At 31.7% G+C, this 21,686-nt stretch carries 21 protein-coding genes; 7 read left to right on the plus strand and 14 right to left on the minus strand.

Annotation, left to right across the window (positions count from 1 at the left end; all coding sequences use genetic code 11):
* Positions 1-386: 386 nt before the first annotated feature.
* Entirely contained in the window at positions 387-602 is a 216-nt protein-coding gene (locus LC076_RS03350; RefSeq protein WP_226666196.1) for a hypothetical protein, read from the minus strand.
* 536 nt (positions 603-1,138) lie between these two features.
* On the opposite strand from LC076_RS03350, the gene LC076_RS03355 reads away from it, so the two are divergent.
* Positions 1,139-1,783 carry a hypothetical protein gene (locus tag LC076_RS03355; protein WP_226666197.1) on the plus strand — a complete coding sequence of 215 codons (645 nt, stop codon included), beginning with the start codon at positions 1,139-1,141 and terminating at the stop codon, positions 1,781-1,783.
* An 82-nt stretch (positions 1,784-1,865) separates the two neighbouring features.
* Here the strand turns inward: LC076_RS03355 and rfbG are convergent, their stop codons facing one another.
* The 6 genes from rfbG to LC076_RS03385 form a co-directional block, all read right to left on the minus strand.
* A complete protein-coding gene (gene rfbG / locus LC076_RS03360) occupies positions 1,866-2,936 on the minus strand; it encodes a CDP-glucose 4,6-dehydratase (RefSeq protein ID WP_226666198.1) in 1,071 nt (356 codons plus the stop codon).
* Positions 2,926-3,903 (minus strand): NAD-dependent epimerase/dehydratase family protein, encoded by a 978-nt coding sequence (locus LC076_RS03365; RefSeq protein WP_226666199.1) that lies wholly within the window; start codon positions 3,901-3,903, stop codon positions 2,926-2,928. Before LC076_RS03365 ends, rfbG begins: the two co-directional genes overlap by 11 nt.
* Entirely contained in the window at positions 3,903-6,068 is a 2,166-nt protein-coding gene (locus LC076_RS03370) for a putative nucleotide-diphospho-sugar transferase (RefSeq protein ID WP_226666200.1), read from the minus strand. The genes LC076_RS03365 and LC076_RS03370 overlap by 1 nt, the downstream gene beginning before the upstream one ends.
* Positions 6,069-6,088: 20 nt before the next feature.
* On the minus strand, positions 6,089-6,829 hold the full coding sequence (locus tag LC076_RS03375; RefSeq protein ID WP_226666201.1) for a sugar phosphate nucleotidyltransferase: 741 nt from the start codon (positions 6,827-6,829) through the stop codon (positions 6,089-6,091).
* Between the two features lie 174 nt (positions 6,830-7,003).
* Positions 7,004-7,945 carry a glycosyltransferase family 2 protein gene (locus LC076_RS03380; RefSeq protein ID WP_226666202.1) on the minus strand — a complete coding sequence of 314 codons (942 nt, stop codon included), beginning with the start codon at positions 7,943-7,945 and terminating at the stop codon, positions 7,004-7,006.
* Positions 7,927-9,042: a polysaccharide pyruvyl transferase family protein gene (locus LC076_RS03385; protein WP_226666204.1), complete on the minus strand. Its 1,116-nt coding sequence runs from the start codon at positions 9,040-9,042 to the stop codon at positions 7,927-7,929. The genes LC076_RS03380 and LC076_RS03385 overlap by 19 nt, the downstream gene beginning before the upstream one ends.
* A gap of 161 nt (positions 9,043-9,203) precedes the next feature.
* Between LC076_RS03385 and LC076_RS03390 the strand changes: the two genes are divergently transcribed.
* The 3 genes from LC076_RS03390 to LC076_RS03400 all read left to right on the plus strand — a co-directional run bounded on the left by LC076_RS03390 (position 9,204) and on the right by LC076_RS03400 (position 12,037).
* On the plus strand, positions 9,204-10,145 hold the full coding sequence (locus tag LC076_RS03390) for a glycosyltransferase (RefSeq protein ID WP_226666205.1): 942 nt from the start codon (positions 9,204-9,206) through the stop codon (positions 10,143-10,145).
* Positions 10,146-10,165: 20 nt separating this feature from the next.
* On the plus strand, positions 10,166-11,257 hold the full coding sequence (locus LC076_RS03395) for a polysaccharide pyruvyl transferase family protein (RefSeq protein ID WP_226666207.1): 1,092 nt from the start codon (positions 10,166-10,168) through the stop codon (positions 11,255-11,257).
* A 495-nt stretch (positions 11,258-11,752) separates the two neighbouring features.
* On the plus strand, positions 11,753-12,037 hold the full coding sequence (locus tag LC076_RS03400) for a hypothetical protein (RefSeq protein WP_226666209.1): 285 nt from the start codon (positions 11,753-11,755) through the stop codon (positions 12,035-12,037).
* A 279-nt stretch (positions 12,038-12,316) separates the two neighbouring features.
* Here the strand turns inward: LC076_RS03400 and LC076_RS03405 are convergent, their stop codons facing one another.
* Both LC076_RS03405 and LC076_RS03410 read right to left on the minus strand, forming a co-directional pair.
* Positions 12,317-13,582, minus strand: coding sequence for an MFS transporter (locus LC076_RS03405; protein WP_226666211.1), 1,266 nt, complete (start codon positions 13,580-13,582; stop codon positions 12,317-12,319).
* A gap of 1 nt (position 13,583) precedes the next feature.
* Positions 13,584-14,180, minus strand: a complete 597-nt coding sequence (locus tag LC076_RS03410; RefSeq protein WP_226666213.1) for a TetR/AcrR family transcriptional regulator — start codon at positions 14,178-14,180, stop codon at positions 13,584-13,586.
* Between the two features lie 301 nt (positions 14,181-14,481).
* Between LC076_RS03410 and LC076_RS03415 the strand changes: the two genes are divergently transcribed.
* Positions 14,482-14,805, plus strand: coding sequence for a DUF3784 domain-containing protein (locus tag LC076_RS03415; protein ID WP_226666214.1), 324 nt, complete (start codon positions 14,482-14,484; stop codon positions 14,803-14,805).
* Between the two features lie 739 nt (positions 14,806-15,544).
* Here the strand turns inward: LC076_RS03415 and LC076_RS03420 are convergent.
* Entirely contained in the window at positions 15,545-16,084 is a 540-nt protein-coding gene (locus LC076_RS03420) for a hypothetical protein (protein ID WP_226666216.1), read from the minus strand.
* Between the two features lie 208 nt (positions 16,085-16,292).
* On the opposite strand from LC076_RS03420, the gene LC076_RS03425 reads away from it, so the two are divergent.
* Together LC076_RS03425 and LC076_RS03430 are read left to right on the plus strand one after the other, a co-directional pair.
* Complete coding sequence (locus tag LC076_RS03425; protein WP_226666218.1) at positions 16,293-18,257, plus strand: clostripain-related cysteine peptidase; 1,965 nt, start codon at positions 16,293-16,295, stop codon at positions 18,255-18,257.
* A gap of 415 nt (positions 18,258-18,672) precedes the next feature.
* The gene (locus LC076_RS03430; RefSeq protein ID WP_226666220.1) at positions 18,673-19,122 is read left to right on the plus strand and encodes an AraC family transcriptional regulator; all 450 of its coding nucleotides are present in this window, start codon (positions 18,673-18,675) and stop codon (positions 19,120-19,122) included.
* A gap of 434 nt (positions 19,123-19,556) precedes the next feature.
* On the opposite strand, the gene LC076_RS03435 is transcribed toward LC076_RS03430, so the two are convergent.
* From LC076_RS03435 to LC076_RS03450, 4 genes are all read right to left on the minus strand, one after another.
* Positions 19,557-19,889 carry a DUF1048 domain-containing protein gene (locus LC076_RS03435; RefSeq protein ID WP_226666221.1) on the minus strand — a complete coding sequence of 111 codons (333 nt, stop codon included), beginning with the start codon at positions 19,887-19,889 and terminating at the stop codon, positions 19,557-19,559.
* Positions 19,886-20,239 (minus strand): DUF1048 domain-containing protein, encoded by a 354-nt coding sequence (locus tag LC076_RS03440; RefSeq protein WP_226666223.1) that lies wholly within the window; start codon positions 20,237-20,239, stop codon positions 19,886-19,888. The genes LC076_RS03435 and LC076_RS03440 overlap by 4 nt, the downstream gene beginning before the upstream one ends.
* A gap of 150 nt (positions 20,240-20,389) precedes the next feature.
* Complete coding sequence (locus tag LC076_RS03445; RefSeq protein WP_226666225.1) at positions 20,390-20,713, minus strand: PadR family transcriptional regulator; 324 nt, start codon at positions 20,711-20,713, stop codon at positions 20,390-20,392.
* Positions 20,714-21,102: 389 nt separating this feature from the next.
* The gene (locus LC076_RS03450; protein WP_226666227.1) at positions 21,103-21,684 is read right to left on the minus strand and encodes a DUF4256 domain-containing protein; all 582 of its coding nucleotides are present in this window, start codon (positions 21,682-21,684) and stop codon (positions 21,103-21,105) included.
* Positions 21,685-21,686 lie beyond the last annotated feature (2 nt).

The following is a 21,686-nucleotide window of genomic DNA, read 5'->3' on the forward strand; positions in this document are numbered from 1 at the left end:
GTTAACTTACCAATAAACCATTGGTGTGTTTGTCAAGAGCGATTGCGCAGCCTTTCCACCTAATAACTGGCAGAGAGCTTAAACTTCTAGGTAGTTTTCATAGAACTTTTGACACTACCCGTTTTATTACACTCGGTTTTTTTAAAAAAATAGATTGAACCTTTGCCATCGTCTGAACCAACTCTTTTAGCTATGAAGACAAAATAAAAGGGATAATGAGGATATATTATGAAATAAAACTGATTTAATAGAAAAACAAGTAAGTTACTAAAGTGAGGATTTTAGATTTTTGAAGTAGTTCATGATGTTGCTACCGAGTTATATTGGGAATCGATATAAAATTCCGATTGATTTTCACAATCGGAATCTTTTGCGACTTTCTATTACTATCTATGATGTTTTTTTGGACGATCTTCTTCATCTAATAGACCATTAACAAGGTCATTGATTAAGCAACGACGGACTGCATCACAAAAATCCTCTCCATCGATTGATGCACGCACAGGAACTTTAAAATCCTCATCGAAAATATCTGCTAAACGTTCTAATTTTTCATCAGAAACACCTGCTACATTGTTATTATTTCTTCTATAGTTTCCCATTCATTCCACCTCCTTGTTGATTCTTAATACATTATATGTTTGATAAGTAACTGAGGAAGGGCAAGTATAATCACTTTATAAAATGTGCTAGTTTCATCGTGTGCATATCTACTTATTTGTGATAAGTTAAACACAAAAATTCAAATAGCTAATAAATAGACCAATAATATAAAGAATAATATTGAAGGAAATGACTAAACCTTTGTATGTACTATGTTTTTTACAAGAATGATTATTTCAGGGATAGCCTATTAATACTATTAGTAGCAGTTTGTCATACATTTACATATGAATACGCGATTCTTTTTTAATCCTTATGAAGTTAAATAGCCATCTTATGTGGAGTTAAAAGTTTAATCTATTTTGAATAAAGTGAGTATGTTTAATATAACTTGTAAACGAAAATTGCTCTTTGGATTTGAAGAAATATGAATTGACTAAGCATAATTTGTAATTAATGTCAAAAGGTACAAACATCTAATAGTTATCAAATGTTGATTTTTCTCTATGGAATTATTGAAAGGGGTTTAACAAGAATGGATATTAATTTGTATGAATGGTTAGGGTACTTAGCTTCTCTCATAGTGCTGATCTCTTTATTAATGAGCTCAATTATTAAGTTAAGATGGGTCAATTTAATAGGATCTAGCTTGTTTTCCCTTTATGGATTTTTAATCGGGGCTTTACCTGTTGGCTTTATGAACTTAGGGATTGTTATCATAAACATTTATTATCTTGTAAAAATATATAGTGCCAGTGCTAAGCAAGAATATTTTAAGATCCTCCCAATTGAAAAGAATTCAGAGTATTTTAACCATTTCCTGGATTTTTATAAAGAAGGACTTAAGAAATTCACAGATCCAGTTAAGCTCAAAGCAAATTCTTACGAAGTTAGTTTTTATATTTTACGAAACATGGTACCAGCAGGGATATTTTTAGCAACTAAGCACAACGAAGACACTTTAAAGGTAGAACTGGACTTTGTTATTCCAGAATATCGTGATTTTAAAATCGGAAGCTTTGTTTACGAAGACAGCAAAAGTCAATTCATAGATAAAGGCTATAGTAAACTAATTAGTTTTACATCAAATGATGAACATATGAGTTATTTAAGAAAAATGGGTTTTAAGGAAAAGGATGAAAATGGTATGGTCTATTTCGAAAAGGTTCTATCGGATTAATACCATAACAAAAAAAAATATCTTTTTTGGTTGTTTTGTTTAGTTCATTTTTAAAAAGCCCCTTTTAATAGGGGCTAAATAATTACTTACTGCAATATTCTTCTATCTGATTTGTACATAAACTGAAAATTTCACAATTTTTGTAGGATTTATACCAATGGACTGTTTTTTCGATTGTTTCATTAATACCCCATCTTGGAGTCCAGTTTAATTTATGTTTTGCTTTACTAATATCTAAGCTTAACAGCTTTGCTTCATGAACATCTGTTTGTTGATCAATAGTCCAGATTCCTTCCCCCCAATTTTCAACCACTAAGCTAACAAGATTTTCAACAGAGATAATCCCTTCATCTCCAGGTCCAAAGTTCCAAGCTCCAGAAAATTCTGGGCCTTGTGAAAGAATTTGAGATGTTAATAAAAGATATCCGCTCAATGGTTCTAATACATGTTGCCAAGGACGAATCGATTTTGGGGACCGAATGGAGATTGGTTTTCCTTTTTCTAATGCACGGATACTATCTGGTATAATTCGATCTTCTGCCCAATCTCCTCCACCGATAACATTTCCTGCCCTTACTGTTGAAATTACCTTCCCATGTTCATGAAATTGATTTTCATTAAAGTACGAGTTACGATAAGATGCAATTAATAACTCACAGCAAGCTTTACTAGAACTATAAGGATCATATCCTCCAACAGGATCATTTTCTCGATATCCCCATACCCATTCCTTATTTTCATAACACTTATCTGTTGTAATAAAAATACCTATTTTTGTTTCATCAGTTTTTCTTATCGCTTCTAGTATATTTAATGTTCCCATTACATTAACATCATACGTTTCTTTAGGATGAACATAAGAATATTTAACTAATGGCTGTGCTGCTAAATGAAATACAATTTCAGGACGGTACTGCTGAAAGACCACTTCAACTGCCTGACTATCTCTAATATCTCCTCTTATATCAATTATCTGATCTGCTATTCCTGACAAGTCATATAAGTTGCTTTTAGTTATTGGGTCTAAAGAATAACCGATTACTTTTGCGCCAAGCATTTTTAACCAAATCGTTAGCCACGTTCCCTTAAAACCTGTGTGACCGGTCACAAGAACTGTTCTATTCTTAAACGTATCCGCAAAATCACCTATCATTAATCAATCCTCCTCCTTTACCAACATAATTTTGCTTATACCAATTTATCGTGCGGTTGATACCTTCTTGAAAAGATATGTTAGGTTGCCAATTTAATAGCTGTTTAATTTTAGAAATATCAGGTTGTGGACTCATTCTTTCATTCTCTCTATAAGTCAATGCACCATATTGTGGTATTAAGTCTGTTTTGGAATAGGCAAAAATGGTATCTATAAAATATTTAATAGGGTGTACTTCACCACTTCCTATATTGAAAATTTCATTTGTTATTTCCTGATTTGATATAGCTAATATGAAAGCATCGATGAGATTTTGAATATAGCAGTAATCCCTCAATTGTTCGCAAGGTGTTAACAACACTACATTGTTCTTTAAAATTTGCTGAATCACATAACTAAATAATTTATGTGATTCCTCCATTTCACCATACAAATTAAACGGCCTAAAAGTAATCATGTTTATTCCTATCTGAGAAGCCAACTGATGACCGATTAAGGTTGCAGACGCTTTGGTGCTGCCATATAAATCTAAGGGTTTTAGCATCATTTCTTCATGAATAATTGTATCTTTATCACCATACTCTGAACTAGAACCTAAATTAATAATTTTTTCTATATTTTTACTGTATTGTGCTGAAATAATTGTATTTGCGGTTCCTTGTATATTTGTTTTAATAGCATCTTGACAATTCTTTTTCGCATTGTTTACCCCATAGGCAGCGAGATGAAATATAACATGTGGTTGAAATTTCTCAACAGCATTCTGAATATCCTTACAAATGGATATATCCCCTGTGAATGTTTGTATATGAGGTAAAGCATTTTGGACTCTCCATGGATTTGAGGTATTTCTTGTGAAAACAGCTACCTCACAATCTTTATAAATTCTATTGATAAGGTGAGAACCAATAAAACCATATCCACCTGTAACAAGGATCTTTTTATTACTAATTGTATTTTGAGTCATTACTTAAACCTTATTTCACTTACATCTAATGGATTTTTCGCAGTATATTTTGAAGAAACTGGAGCTAAGAATGGAGTGAGATTTGAAGTTCCTGTTATGGCTTGTAACTTTAAACTAATTGTTTTTAAATGATGGATATAAGGTAAATAGATATAATTTATCACTTCTTCAGAAAAAGCTAATTTCTCAAGTTTCCAAAGATCATAGTGGTCTTTATTGATCATTAACATACTTCCAAAATGATAAGAAAATAACAGATTTTCATCTATTGTTAATTTTCCACTCTTATTTAAAACAGTATGTTCTCCTTTCATAACTAAATTCCAAGGAGCTACATTTATGCCGTTATTATCAATTATCTTAATATTTGAAAAGAGCTTTGGTATTGACTCTAAATATTTCTGATCTCCCCAACTATCATAATGAGAATTATATACATCTGAACAATGATCAATGCACTTCTCTTTCCACCAATCAAGAATCACAGCAGCACTATTGTCACGTTTAAACCCAATCAAACCTGCTTGGTACTGTCCATGAGTTTTTTCTAAATCCATTGTTCCATTCTGTTTACTTAGAAATATCGAATAACTGCCCCATTCATTCATTAATTCCAGAGGATCATTAAAGAAGTAGATATCAGTATCACAATAGATAATGTGGTCTAATTCTTTATAATGATTTAGAACATATTGACATAATGGTGCTTTTAAAGTCCAACAATACTCATGTATTGCACGTTCATTCTTCACTTTCAGTAATTGTTCATCCTCTATTTCTTCAAGTTGGATAAGTGTTACATTAGGCCAATTCATTTTGCTTAATAATTGGTGGGTTGTTTTATCTATCGTTAAAATCCACATGTGAAAATTTCGCATTTTTTTAAATATAGATTCATACAAAGCCAAACCTTTAATTACATATTCTTTACTCATAATCACGGTGAAATTCATAAACGTATCCCACTGATCCATTTCACGTCTTAATTTAGAATATTTGTAAAAAGTCTTTGCATTTGAAGAGTGTCCTTTTTGCAGACCCTGTTCTATATCAAGATTATCAATTTTTGAAAGTTCATTAATCTTTCTTCGAATAGCTTCTAAATATGGAACATAAATATAGTTAATTATCTTTGTGTCTATTTTCAGATTATTTAAAGACCACAAATCAAATTCTGAAAAATTGTAAATTGAGAGACAAGCAAAATGAAAGACGATTAATGGGTCGTTCTCAATATAAGGTCTATCTTCCTTTTTAGTTATCTCATAATCATTATTGTAAATTGTATTCCAAGGAGCAGCATCCACCCCTAGATGTGATGATATTTTAACTTTAGGGAAAAAACGAGCTAGATCATCTAAATACTTTTGATCTCCAAATCTATTTTGAGAAGATTCTTTAAAACACCACTCTATACATTTTTCTCTCCACCACTTAAGTGCTTCTCGACCATTATGATCATTCTTAAATCCTACAAGACCAGCTTGAAATTTTCCGTACTTTTCCTCTACCCAATCTAAATCTCTTTGGGGGCATAAATAAATTGATTTTTCTCCCCATTCTTTAAAAATGGGTTCAGGACTTGAGAAAAAAAACAAATCTCCATCTAAATAAATGATTGAAGGTAAATTGTAGCTTTCAAGTAGATATTCCATTAGTGGTGCCTTTAAAGTCCAACAATATTCATTTGTTTTTCTTGATTTTTTTACTTTCTTTAGCTTATTATCTTCAAAATCTTCTGATTTACCTAAAATTAAATTTTCTAGAGATAGTTTAGAAAAAATCGAATAGGTTACCTCATCAATGCAACATACAAATAAATAAAACTCATTTGAATATTTTTTTATAGATTCATATAGAGCGAGAACTTTAAAGATATATTCATTTCCTGATATTACACAAAAGTTATATTGCTTCTCTTCCAACTTTCTTGTGATTTTAACTGACTGTGCGTCGGATACTAAATGAGCCACGTTCATGTTTGAATTATTTTTGACTGACGAATCCTTTATACTAGTAGTATTAATAGTCTTCGGCTCTATTAATTCATCATAGTTTTTAGGACTCTTAGAAATAGATGTTGCATTATCCTCTAACTTTTGCTCATTCTCGTTACTCCACAACAATCTGATATTATTTACTAATCTATCAATATAATCACTCATTACTAATGTTTCCCTCCTTTCTAAGAGTTCCATATTTTATTTGCTTCAACTAAATCTTTAGGTGTATCAATTGACATCCATAACCCATCATGTTCAAAAATTGCCAATTCTTCATCTTTTATTAAATTTTTTAAGGGACGATCTTCAAGAACACAACCTCTATCATCACTCAAATAGCGAAAAAAGTCTCGATTACAGACAAAGAATCCACCATTAATAATTGAATTACCCTCAGGCTTTTCAACAAATTTCGTTGCAATGCCATTGTCTACTTCAAGAATTCCATATTGACTTTGTTTTCTTATACCGGTAAGAGTCACTGTTTTCCCCTTTTCCTTATGAAACTTGATCAAATGATCAATATTAATATCTGATAATCCATCTCCATACGTTAGTAGAAAAACATCATCTTCAATATATTTCTCGATATTTTTTATTCTAGCGCCAGTCATCGTTTCTAAGCCGGTATCTGCAAAAGTAATCAACCAATCCTCTACTTTATCCAGCGAAATAGGTTTGTTGTCGTTTAAAGAGAACTCAATATCGCTTTCCTTCCACTTGTAATCAATGAAATATTCTTTAATTTTATCTCCCTGGTACCCAAGTGGTAATATAAATTCATTACAACCATATTGACTATATAATTTCATAATATGCCAAATAATAGGTTTTCCATTCACACGTGCTAAAGCTTTCGGTATATTTTCTTCTAACCCTCTCATTCTAAGTCCCTTACCACCGCACAAAATAACAACCTTCATATCCATCACCCTTTCTATCAATGTAATGCATATGCTATTCAATTATCTCTTCAATGTATGAGGTAAATATATTAGAAGAAAAAAAACAGTTCAAACGAACTAAATTAAATAGACACAAGACATCTAATTTTCATTGGTAAATAGAAAAACACTCTTCCAACTATATTACTAATTTTAGTGAGTAAGATCTTTATTTCGTTGTTTTCTACAACCCAATCGTAAAAGAATTCTTTGTTTCAAATATAAAAATAAAGTTTTTACCTTTTTGATTTTAAATCGTTTTGTACTCATATTTTTAACGATACTGTACCCCTCTTTCGTGCGATTCGTTCTTATAAGTCTTTCGGCATAGTCCAATTCTACTTTAACTAAGTATTCCTTTAATTCGTTTGTTGGCTCCACCTCTTTATTTTGCAAAACATTTTTTAACGTTTTAATTATAGGATAAGGCTGTGTAGTATGGAGAACAGTACACATGCTATTTGGCAGACCACGATAATAAGTTGCTTGGTTTGTATGACTATATGCAATTTGATAATGAAGACTTATTCGAAACCACATATCTTGGTCTTCCCCATGATGATGATTTACAGCAAATACACCAACTTTTTCAAACGTTTTCTTTGGAATAAGAACGGCAGAAGAGATTATAGGGAGATCTTTGAGAACACTTTTACTATATTGATCTATTAGACCTTCCCAGGGTGATGGAAGAATGTATTCAATTTTTGGTGTGATTTTTCTGCCATTCTTTAAAAAAATTTGGTATGCGGTAGCATATGCTCCGGCTTCTGGATATTTTTCTATTAAACGGAATACAGTCTCAAGAAATGTTGGTTTCCATTCATCATCCGCATCTAAAAATGCGATAAAATCATTTTTAGCTTCTTTTATACCCTTATTTCTTGCTGCAGAAGCTCCGGCATTTATTTGTTTAATAATTCGAATTCGAGGATCCTCAATTTCTGCTAGTTTAATTAAGCTATCGTCTGTAGATCCATCATCAATTATCACAATTTCAAATGATTGAACAGTTTGGGTTAAAACAGATGTTACTGCTCTTTGTATAAAGCTTTCCTTATTGTAAAGAGGGATGACTACTGTGACATCGAACATAATGCTCCCTCCCAGTTTTTCATCGCTAGGTCTTTTGCACCTTGAAGAGGTAATTTTGGTGATGTGTACCTATCATGCAATATGTTCATGATAGATAAATACAACTGCTCTTCTTCAAAATTGTTTGAATCGATTGTGAAATTAGGATTTGCGTCAATCTGCTTTGCCCACCCTATGCATTTCGGATGATAAGACAAGATGACAGTAGGTGTTTCAGTTAAATAACCAAATATACAGCTATGGAGTCTCATTCCAACAAGTCCTTTACATCTTGAAATTAAATCTAAAACAGTAGCTGGATTATCTTGATAAGGTATTCGTGAAACGGGGATCTGGATGTTAAGCCTTCTCATCATTTCACTATGAATATCAACATCTCCAAATACTGGGTGCCCATTAAAGTCAATAAAAATCAATTCTTCAACATCTTCTTCTGTAAGACGATTTAACACATTTAAAATCTTCTCGAATCTTATTTTCTCTGTGGCAGTATTTAAACCAATATACCTTTCGTAATGGCATAACGAAATGGCAAGCCCCTTACGTTTTGAGGGACTCTTTTTGACGTTATTTTCTAGTTGAGTAATTGGAAAGAGTGCGGCTAAATCAAACGTTTTCTCTACATTGATGTCATGAGCTAAACTTTTAACAATATCGTAGCTTTCTTGATCACGTACGCCAATATATGAGAGATTATTCACAAATTTTTTACACGCTAGTTCTGCTCCACTATCTCTAAATGGCCCAAAAGAAACCCCTAATGCAATCGCACCTTTTCCTCTACTTAAATCAATTAAATCTGAGTCTCGTGTCAATTTATCCGTAGAATGAAAAACGGATCCTCCACCAAACACAATCATGTCAGATGTTAAAGCATGATAATACATTCTTAATAAATTTTCACTCTTCATGTTTTCTTCTTTCACAAACAAAGGTGCTACAGCAAATTTCTGATCAAGTCTTGGTAATTGTGCTGCAGTTGCTAGTATTTCATCAGATTGAAAAAATTGAGAGCATGCCCAAGATGATGAAACTAAAAGTGCATCATCACCTGTGTTGTATTCACCATAATACCCTGATAATAGAATTTTCCCCATGTTATCTCTCCTATCCTTTTTCTATTAATGTACGTAAATAAATAAACTAGGGTTCTAGTTTTATTTAAAACTAAATAATCTGTCTTGTTCCACAATGTAAATAAATTCATATGTTATGAATATATGATTTCTACCATTTTAAAAATAAGGAGAGAGAAGATATGTTGTTTAAAAAGTTAAAACTACTTTTTATAACAAAGGATTGGTCTAGTGGAATCGAACGAAATAATTACTATCTCTCCCAATCGTTAAGTAAACTTACTAAATTAACTATTTGGGAAGAATCAGGAAATATTCATGATATTCTGTCATCTCTTGATTTTATACCTGATTTTATTTTATTAAACGATTTACGACCAACTAGATGTCCTGAAATACAAGGGTTAAAAACATGTACTATTCCTGTAGGAATGATTATGCATGATTTACAATACAAAACTAGCTACAGAAAACAATTTATTGAAGAAAATAAGATAAAACACCTATTTACTCATTATCGCGATACTTTTATAGATATGTTTCCGGAATATGAGGAGAGAATGATATGGTTTCCTCATTTTGTAAATATAGATGTTTTTCAGAATTATAACCAAGAAAAAGACATTGATTTTCTATTAATGGGTTCAACGTACCCACCGATCTATCCACTAAGAGCAGCTGTATTAAAAGGAATGAAGGATATGCCTAATTTCATTTATCATGAGCATCCAGGATATGATAAAGAAAAATATGATGAAGAAAATTACCTTGTTGGAAGTAGGTATGCAAAAGAGCTTAACCGCGCAAAAATATTTTTCACTTGCGACTCTATTTATAAATACCCCGTGATGAAATATTATGAAGTGCTCGCTTCCCATAGTCTTCTAATGGCCTCACATTCAAAAGAATTAGAAGATTTAGGGTTTATTCCTGGTATACACTTTGTTGAGATTAACGAAGAAAACTATAAAGAAAAAGCCATGTATTATCTAGAAAACTATCAAACAATCGGAAATGAAATCGCTAAAAACGGGTATGAAATGGTTCGTAAAAAACATTCTGTCAAAGCTAGGGCTACGTTCTTAGTTAAAACAATAAAATCAATTCTAAAAAATACTAAGTAATAAGGAGTTGAATATCCAAATTGAAGGTATTATATATTGGCTACTTAGGATTTAATAATGTCGGAGACGATGTCTGCTATGAATCATTTGTCCATTCTATAAATAAATGGTCAAACTCTGTTGAAAAAGTCATTGCATATGACATTAAGGAAAATAAAGGAATAAAGCATTTACTTAGTAAGGAAACGATCAATGCTGTGGTTTTAGGAGGAGGATCACTGTTTCAAGGCGATCTTTTTTTAACACTTGCTGAAGAAGCAATCGAGCTTGGAATACCACTTTATAGTTATGGAACTGGAATCGACTATCTGACAGAGGAAACTGTATCTAAATATATTAATGGAGAGTACTATGAACCATCCACTTTTTTTAATAATCGTAAAATAAATACAAATCGGATAAAAAATGTAGTTGAATCAATCAAATATACGGGAATAAGAGGTCCGTTAACCTACAAATTTTTAGAAAGTTTAACACCAGTAAGATCTTCTGTTGAAGTGATTGGGGACTCAGGTTTTATTTATAGTCCTAATTTTGATCACTATATTATTAATAATTATTTAAACTCGATACAAAACCCACTAATCGCCATTAACTGGGGAACGACATTTAACAAACTTTTTGGATATAATGAAGCTTTACTAGAAGATCAGCTTATTGAAAGTTGTTTCTACTTGCAATCTAAAGGATACCATATTGTCATTTATCCAATGTGGGATCAAGATATTGAATCTTGTTGGAATTTTTATCATCGTCTTAATAACAAAGATCATGTAACGATCATTCCTGAGGTATGTCATGCATCACAAATATACTCTTTTTTAAGCAAATGTCATTTTTCAATTAACTTAAAGCTGCACGCAAATATATTATCGGCAGCAGCTTATACTCCCTTCATCCAGTTTGCTTATCGTTCTAAAGGATTTGACTTTGCTTTATCAGTAAACCAAGAAGACAATACCTTATTACCTACTACCTCAAATATACTTGAAACGATTAAAGAAAAAGAGGTGAATTTCAGCAGTGATCGTGAACGATACGCTAATTTGTTGAAGAAAGAAAAAGAGGTATACACCAACAAGCATAAAGCTTTTATAGAAAGATTTTTCTAGGTGGATCGATAGATGGATTGGTGGTTGTGTCGTTTTTTGTCGAAAAACTAACATATCTTGAATTAGCGCAAATAAATCGTACAAATTAGCAAATATATTTATAAAAAAAGCAAATATAATGGAAAAAGAGCAAATAAAATAGTCAACATAGCAAATATCCTGACCGAATAAATAATTTAAAGGGTGTAATCCTCATTAAATTAGATTACACCTACTCTAAAATATTAAATTAGTTGTCAAAAACATACTTATTGACATTAACATCAATGTTTTAATATGACCTATTCGGGAACTATTAATTATATCTACATATTTGAAACAGATGGTTACCACTTAAAAATAATATTATGATAAAATTTACAAGCAATTAATAAAACAAAGTATGAATTATGTTCACAAAAAAAGTTCTTTTTAAAAATAACCTGACAAACATCTCTTGATAAAGGAGTTACGTTTTCAGGTAATAAATTATAGATAAAAACTGGAGGTTTTAACATGAACGAAAAAGTGGATTTAGTGGCACTAAGAGAAGTATCGAGAGAAGAGTTTCTTGATTTAGCTCAAAATGGGGCAAGAGAATTATTTGAACTTGAAAAATATAAAGTGTTTGATGCGTTAAAAGGTGAAGAACAAAATTACTTTGTCTACGAAATGGGAACACACAAATGTTTTTTAATTAATCAAGATACATGCTATCAATTGGTTACTTCATTCTATTGTGGTGGAAATAAACCATCCATTCTTGACGGTTTAAACAATATTGCATCTTCTTTAACATAACAGAAATCGTCGATACTTAGAGAATATTAGTAATTAAGAGAACTCTTATATAGGGTTCTCTTTCTCTTTATAAATCTCTTTTCCCCATTTTTCTATCCACCGAAAAATAGGACATATTTCTTCAGAATAATAGAAAATTTGTTGAACTAATTATGTATCTTAGATTTTCGCAAAGAGTGACTAATTGTTTTTTGGATATATAAGCATTTGTCCCTGCTGATCAAATAAGCACGTTTGCTATTAGTTAACATACAAATATATACTTCTAGTTACGATCAATTAACTTACATTAGTAATAGTACTCTTTACTTCTTTCCGATTCTGTTTTATTCGATAAATAATAATTAATGATATAAAACCAAATACACCATAAATGATTGATATTTTAAAAGGCTGTATATACTGCATAAGTGGTACAAATAAAAACGCACATAAACCACCTATATGTCCAATTACATCTAGAATACTCAAGTATGTACTTCTATGTTCATCTGGAATTACATCAGCTGAGATTGTTTGTATTACTGGAGAATATATGATTTGACCAATTGACATAATAGCCATAGCTATATATAAAATTGATGGTATTTCACCCATACTAAGAGCTATATATCCTATAAAAAACAACATTACACCAAATAATAGAGATATCATTTCATAGACTTTCTTCAATAGATTAGTGATAACAAAAGTTAAAAAGAAAATAATAAGTGTATTTTCACTTCTTAAAAATCCTAAAATTGTATATCCCTCTGTTTCAAATATATTTACATAATGTACACTTAAATAATATGGTAATTGATTATTCATTAATGAAAGAATTAAAGTTAGCAAAACTAAGAATCGAAAAATAGGAGCTTTTAGCATATGCTGATAAACTTTAAGTTTATTACTATTAGGTTTTAATTGATTTTTTACACGGATATTATTTGTTTCCACTTTTCGCTTAATAAAATGATCCTGGATAAAAATTGCTATACAGATACATGATAAAATAGAACTACAACCTACTAAGAAAAATAATAAAGAAGAATACTGTTTAAATAAAAAACCTCCTAATATACTTCCAAGTGCAAAAGACAAATTTGACACCCATAGAAGTACAACATAGACAGATTTACGATTTTTATTTGTTGTTTCATCAATGATATAAGCACTATAAGCTGGACCTGATAAGCCAGAAAAAAAGTAAATTAAGAGAAAACTAATAAAAATAATAGCGATAAGCATTTCAGTAAATACACTTGAGAAACAGGCTAGGAAAAAACCAATTCCAGTTCCTATTTCCCCTAATATAATCATTTTTTTCCTTCCATATTTGTCTCCTAGCTTTCCTCCTAGTAACCCTCCTAGTATTCCAGCTATCCCTACACCTAAAACCATCAATGAAGCTTTGTTAATTCCAACCCGTTCAACAAAATATACAACAACATAAGGCATAACCGTTGCGTTAAAGAAGACAGATATTAACAAAAGTACAATTCTTAACTTAATCATTTTACTAAATGAATGATAGTCTTTAAGAAAACCTAATTTACTCAGCATCTTATAAAATTGGTCCGAACATTCTAATAGCGATTGAAATGAATTCGTGCTGCTCCTCTTCACTTGGATTATTGGCATATGAAAGGATTGTACCGAAAAGAAAATTAATATAAGCTACCGATAACCTCTCTGCATCTCCATCTATAAGCTGTCCTACCTCCTGACCGTACTTAATAAATTTTTTTATATCATTTTGAATTAGTTCTGTGTGTTGAGTAATCACTTTAAATTCATTTGGAAAACGTTCATGCTGGGCGATAACTTGAACGATTAATCTCAGATAAACCTTCATGTTAGAAAATAATATGAAATGTTGCTTAATCATTTCCTTTAATTGATCAATAATTGAAGTTGGATGTTTATTAAAATTCAAAAAGATATCTACAAACTCTTCTAAAGGTTGTTCAATACAAATAGCAAATAATGACTCCTTATTACCGTAATAAGATGCAACACTTCCAAAGCTCACATTTGCTTTTTTAGATATATCAGACATAGTTGTTGCTTCATAACTTTTCATACTAAACAATTCAGTTGCTACATGAAGTACTTCTCTTTTTTTCATTTCTAATGTTCTTTTATTTTCACTATTTATCATTAATATCCACTCCACATTCTATATACAATTCTAAAATGATTGATTAATCAATCATAATATTATAACAATAATCCAATCGGAAATTTTTGTAAATACTTTCTGTTTATTCTCTTAGTAAATTCTTTAACTAGTCAGATACTATTCTTAAATATGTTAACCAAGTAATTATCATAGAACTAAAAATTTTCGATACTTTTTGTGATCGCTTAATACTTTATGAAACCTATGAATTACTTCAAACGTATAAATAAGTACGGTCAAAAATTATAACTAAGCAATTTTCAAAAAGGTGGTAATTAGTGTGATCGGAGCACTTGTAAATTTTATTATCCTTATTCCATTTTTAATTTTCGCTGTAATCCTATCAAAAGGTAAAGGTGCATTCCTACTTGCAGGTTATAATACAATGTCTGAAAGTGAAAAGGCTGAGTATGACGAAGTAGCATTATGCAAATTTATGGGGAAAATTATGTTTGGTGTTAGCTTTTGTATCCTATTATTTGCATTCAGCGATATAGTGGAAAACCAGGTTTTATTTATGATTGCTCTTATTTTACTAATCTCTATTATCATATTTGCGTTAATATACACAAATACAAAAAACAGATTTAAAAAGAACGGATAAAAATAAAGAGGACTTCTGATCATGAAGTCTTTGGCTAATATAAGGTATTTGCTTATCCCTTTATATGATAAATTCAAAGCCTGTAGCTTCTTTAAAAGGTGCTTTAAATTCTTTAAAAATAAATTTTATTTCTGAAGAATCATCTGGTACAGATGGTGTGACAATAAAAGGATATGATGTATCACCTACAGAGCCTCCACCTCCCTCGTTTTGACAGTCGTATTCAGTTCCTTTTCCGTCATCTACTTCTAAACCAAACCAAGTTTGATCACGTTCTCGAAAATCCCAATTAATTTCATCAGTATCTTCTCTATCAATGCTGAAATGAACAATACTAGCATTATTATATTGGCGAATAAAAGTTACTGAATAAAATAACTCATCTCTTTCAAAAGACCTTAAGATTGGGATATTTTTAACAAAGCCTTGGTAAACGTTTCATTTTAGTGCCTCCTGAATTAAGTGAGTCACTTTACATTAACACAAAATGGAAAATATAAGAAATACAATTGTAGAAGACATTAATCTGACATTTAATAAGCTTTGGTTTACAAAAACTCAGTATGACTTTATTTTCATCTTAATAGATAAACTGAGCATCAAATTTATCTACATACCAATGTTGTTCTACCTCTCATCCTTCTTGTATTTGAGAAAAGCTAACTCTCCTTTCAAGTAAGTAGAAAGAACACATTTTTCATAGATAACATAGATACTTAAATTTTTTTCTTTAACCGATTCATTTCATGATAATTTCTATATCTTCAACTGTAGGTTCTTCGTCAGTGTAGGCAATCCAATACATATACTGCATAGAAAAATCTTCTGTGTATTCTTCTACGTACGTTACTGCTTTAGCTCTCTCTCCAAGTACTTTAACTCCTTTTACATTCGATTCTTGTGGTTGTTTATCTGATAAAATTAATGTTACAGATGGACCATCCTTCCTTCCAAATATCATTCCACCAACCTCTTGAGCTGTCATTGACATTGTTATATCATCTGGACCAGCAACCCATTCTAATCTTTTATTATTACTCTTTAAGATCACTAGATCTGGATTATGATTATTACTATTAATATGGTTATTTTTAAAAATGACATATATAAAATGATCTTTAATGTCATAATCAATAATTTCTTTATCTTCTAATTTATTTTCTACCATAACCCTGCTGATTTGTTCTTCTAAAGACAGTCTTTTTGTAGGTTCAACATCATACTTCGAACAACCGATCAACATAATCATCATGATAATAGCTGAAAATAACGTTTTCATAATATCACTTCTCCCTTTATTCAAGATCTTCTGTTTTAACATTAATCAATTGATTTTCCTAATTTTAACATAACACTTTATGTTACTGTCGCTGTAAATAAGACTCCCCCCCTTGAAACCCTCATAACGTGTGAAAAAACTTTCCCTCATTGCACAAAAAAATGATAAAATCTTCTTGTTTCTTATAAAACATAAGTAGGTGGACATAATGGGTTGGAATAGATCCAAGATTGGTTTGTTATGGACTAGTATTCTAGTACTCTTCGTTTTAGTTGGCTGTATAGATGAAGAGGTAACAACGGACGAACAAGACGAAAAGAAGATAAGTGAGGTAGAAAACAAATTAGACACAAGCAGTGATCCAATTAGAGCGGAACAAGCCGAGTACACATTTATGGTGTTTTTAAATGGCACAGATTTAGAAAGCACCGTCGATGAAGAAACCAATGAAATGTATGGTGCTGGTTCCTCTGATTTAGATGAAATGATGAAAATCGGCTCAAGTCCTGATTTGAACGTGATTGTTCAAACCGGTGGAACAAAGCAGTGGTTGAACGAAGAAATTGACCCCTCACAAAATCAAGTATGGCAAGTGGAAGAAGGACATTTAACAAATTTAGCTGACCTTGGAAATCAGAATATCGGAAAGCCTGAAACTTTAACGAATTTTATCGTTTGGACAATCCATAATTTCCCTGCTGAAAAATATGTATTGGATCTTTGGAACCATGGTGGAGGACCTCTTGGCGGATATGGTGTGGATGAAGTAAATGACTTAGACAATTTAACATTAAAAGAATTACATACAGCTTTACAAGATGCTTATGACCAAACTGGAGTGATATTTGAAGTTATTGGTTTTGATGCATGTCTTATGGCCTCTTTAGAAATTGCGCACACCGTTAGTCCTTTTGGGAAATATTTAGTGGCTTCTGAAGAATTAGAACCTGGGCATGGCTGGAATTATACACCTATTTTAGACGAATTAACTAATAATCCTTCTATGGATGGAGCTGCGCTTGGAAAAGTCATTGCAGACGGATTTTACAAGCAAGCAAAAGAGCAAGATACAGATGCTACCGTTACCTTATCAGTAACCGATTTATCAAAAGTGAAGCACGTTTTGAATGCACTTGATGATCTTATGGAAGTAGCAACTCCTGATTTACAAACTCCTTCCGAACGAAATATGATTTCAGGAAGTCTTAGCAAAGCGGAAAGTTACGGAGGAGGCAGTACCAATGAAGGATATTCAGACTTGTTTGATTTAGGACATTTTGCAAAAAATCTGACGAGTGAATATCCTGAAGCCGAACTTGTTTTATCTGCAATAAAGTCAGCGGTTGTTTATAAAATAAACGGAGACACTCGTCAATATGGTGAAGGTTTATCTATTTATTTTCCTTATAAAGATAAAAAGAACTTCTCTGATAATCTATCAACTTATTTAGAATTTGATTTTTCTGATGATTATGGTGATTTTATCCAAGAATACACAACTGTATCAGGTAGTGAAACTAACACGATTAACATTACAGATGTTTCTGCAGAAGATGATGATGTGTTTACCGTACAATTTAGTGAAAATGAATACGAAAACATTGAACATATTTATAGTACGTTAGGATACTATATTGATGAAGATGAGACAGAGATTCTTCATTTAGGGATGGATAATAACGTTATTTACGATCCCAACACAGGTATTGTTAAGGATAATTTCACAGGATATTGGACTGGCTTAAATGGTCAACTTGTTTCTCTTAATGTTAAGGAAGAGACAGACGCATACAACCGTTATTCGATACCTGTTGTCTTAAATGGACAAGACGTAAATATTATCGCATCTTGGTTTTGGGATGACAGTAAAGAGCCAGGTGGATATTATAAAATTCACGGAGCTTGGAGAGGCTTACTTCCCGAATCGAATATGCCAGATAAAAACCTCATATCCATTAAGCCAGGAGATGAAATTATTCCCCTCTTTGAATATACAAACGAAGAAACCGATGAAGAAGGACTTATGGAGGGTGATGCCTTCATAGTTGAAAACGAACTCATTCTTGAAGATGTGGAAGTTCCAACGGGGGCTTATGTTTACCAGTTTTATATAACCGATTATGCACAAAACGAATTATATACTGAACCGTTTATCATTGATTTAGAGGAATAATAGATCCAGGTATAAAATGTACCCTATAAGTAGACATTGAATTCTGTCTGACTTTAGGGTAATTTTTTATGTAATCCAGATATAGACCATTGTAGGAATAATGAGTAATAAGATAGTTACAGAGATAAATCAACAATATTTTTGAATTTTCCAACGAAATTCCCCTTTCCTCTGCCTACCCCTACGATCTCCATCAAATGACAATAACGAATGACTATGATCCATTTTCTTTTAAAACAATTAACACATAACAAACGCATATTTTGTTCATACTCTACTTCCTTTAGCATAGAAAAACAAGCTTAACTAACTCAATTTTTTTCACTAAATTTTAAAAATTAACATGTATAAATTTTTTAAGCATGCTACATTCGAAACGTACTAAACAAATAAAGATTAGAAAGGTAGGAAAATTATGAAATTCAAAATCGAAACAATACCAAACGATCGAATTGCTTATATGCGAAGAGTAGGTCCTTATGGTCCTGCTAATACGGAAGTAATGGAGAAGTTAAAAAATTGGGCTAAGGAGAAAAATCTTCTTGAAACTGCGATATTATTTGCAATAGCTCAAGATAATCCTGAAACTACACTTCCTGAAAACTGTAGATTTGATGCTTGTATAGTCATTCCAAAAGAATTTCATTGTGATGATTCAGTTTCTGAAGGAGAACTTACTGGTGGAAAGTATATGATTTGCGAAGTAAAACATACAGCAGAAGCTATTCAAAAAGCATATTCTGATATTTTTCAGTTACTTCAAATGCATGGTTATGAAATGGAAAACAAACCAATGATGGAAAAATATATTGGTGATCCAGTTAGCAACCCTTATTGTGACATATGTATTCCTATTAAATCATAACAATATTGCTTTCCTAAGCTTGCTTTCGATAAACAACATTAAAAATAAACGATAAAGACATTAAGGGTAACTCAACGTTTTTTATCGTTTATTTACTTATTTTTTTATCTATATCTATTAATCTTTTACGTTTATTAAAAAACAAGCTAAAATTTATTAACCAATGGTCCAACCTGCTCTTTACAGGTGTTTACAGTTTCTCAATCCTAAATAAAAAAAGCCCTTATTATGAACCGCACCGTTAATAGTGACAGTGTAATAAGAAGCTTTAACCTAATAAAAGGTGATTTCAAAAATAAAAAACACTTATTTATTTTAGCGCACTTAGAAAGTTTAGAGAATTAATATATAACAAGCTCGTTCAATGTACTTCAAGTATTAAAGTACTCAGGCAAAAGATTTATGGATTTTTTCCGTCAAAAGCTACATTTAACCTATCTTTTCATAGCTTTATCCACTTTTTCATTAACCGAATTTTGATAGAGATCCGCATAAGTTGGTGAATCTTCAATCAAAGCATCGCAGAAAGCAGCAACGTCTGTTCCTGTGACTTGAAGCACATCTTTTCCTGCAGCTGCACCTTCTTCAAAGAAGCTGAGAATGTCAGAGAACAGTCCAATACCTTCGTTAAGCTCCACAGGGCCAACTTTGAAGAGATATTTTTGGATTTCTTTATAAACAATTTGATAATCTTGAGGAAGTGCTTTGACGCGCGAAACATGAGCTCTCCATTCTTTTTTGCCTTCAATGATTTTTTTGATACTCATTTCAACCCTCCTAATTTTCTTGCTATGTTCTTGTTGAGTTGGTCACGCCATTTATCTCGATACGTTTTTGCTCCTTCGTCATCAACAAGTGCTGTGCAAAAGCCTTTAATATCATCCCCAAGTACTTCTTCAACGCTCTGACCATCTGCTGATGTTACTTCAAGCAGTTCTAGAGCACTGTCAAAAATAGGCATCAAATTACGACCACTAAAATCTCCGTGAACCCAGAGATTACTAACAATTTCTTTCCAAGCAGTTTGATATTCTGCTGGCAAGACTTTAGATCGTGCTTCAAAACCTTTCATTTCTTTCGTCATATCACTGCCAGTGATTTTTTCTAAAAAGTTCATTTTTCATCTCCTCCTTTAAGTAATAAGTTGTTTTACATATTCTCATTAGTTAATTGTATCTTTAATTTATGACATTCTTACCAAACAACAAATGCCTACTGCGACTTATTAAAAAGATTGCTTAATTGATCTATTTTTGTAAAAAGACTTCTATTGTTTTGCTTTTAATTCATTTAATTTGCTTGAGACAAAATCCCATTTTGTCCAAAAGATTTCTAGTTGCTTTTTACCTGCTGTGTTGAGTGTGTAAAATTTTCTCGGTGGTCCCACAGTAGATCGCTTTTTCTCAAAGTCCACCAGTTTGTTCCTCTCAAGGCGCGTAGTAATTGTATAAACTGTCCCTTCAACAACATCAGTAAAGCCAAGTTCACGTAACTGTTGTGTAATTTCATAGCCATAAGTTTCGCCGCGGCTAATGATCTCAAGCACACAACCCTCGAGTACCCCTTTTAACATTTCTGTTATATTTTCCAATTTTCTACCCCATTTGTATTTTATACTATTTTCCCAGTACTATTTATTACAGATATTCAGTATTACTTACTACCAGTATATTGTATCGCAGAGTAGTGTATCAAGTCAAGAATAAATCTTTTTTTAAAGAGTACTTCATCACGAGAATTTAAGTTTTATTATTCAATTGGTTACGTGTTAATTCAATCTAATTTTGATAGATGCTTTTTAACGACTAAAAATTGAGATAAATACCATTGATGTATTTTGAACAGCTTTGTTCTTTATATTTTAATACGTAGTAACCAGTATAGTACCGACCAAATTAAGTAAACAGAATAGAAAAAAGACACGATTCGTACACGCGTCTTTTCGTTTATTTGTTTATTATATTAACTGTTTGTTTAAATTTAAATACTTAATAAACCACGGAAACCTCTTGATCCATAATATGAGTCCGCTCCGTTATGATAAAGAAACACATGATCATAACGACAGTCACAAAATATTGCACCGCCACGATCTCTAATATCAGAAGGTGTTAGCACCCAACTAGATGTTTTTAAGTCGAATTTTTCAAGTTTCTGTAGCTCTCGATATTGTTCTTCATTTAACAGTTCAATGCCCATGGCAGCTGCCATATCCATTGCACTATTTTCTGGTTTGTTTTTTTTCCTTGAGTCTAGCGCTTTACGATCGTAACAAACACTTCTTCGCCCTTTAGGACTTTCCGCTGAACAATCATAAAAAATGTATTCATTCATCTCTTTATCATAATCAACAACATCTGGCTCACCACCCGTTCTTTCCATTTCATAGAGTGACCACAGTTTGTCATGATTATCATCCAATTTTTCTTGAACTTTACTCCATTCAAGATTTTTATGACGATGCATATTTTTCTCAAAACGCTCTTTCAATACACCGAGTAATTCTTCACGTTGAGCTAGAGAAAGCTCCTTGTTAGCAACAATTTCATCATTTTCTATCATTA

Origin of the sequence: Metabacillus litoralis, assembly GCF_020524045.1 — a bacterium.
GTDB lineage: Bacteria > Bacillota > Bacilli > Bacillales > Bacillaceae > Metabacillus > Metabacillus litoralis_C.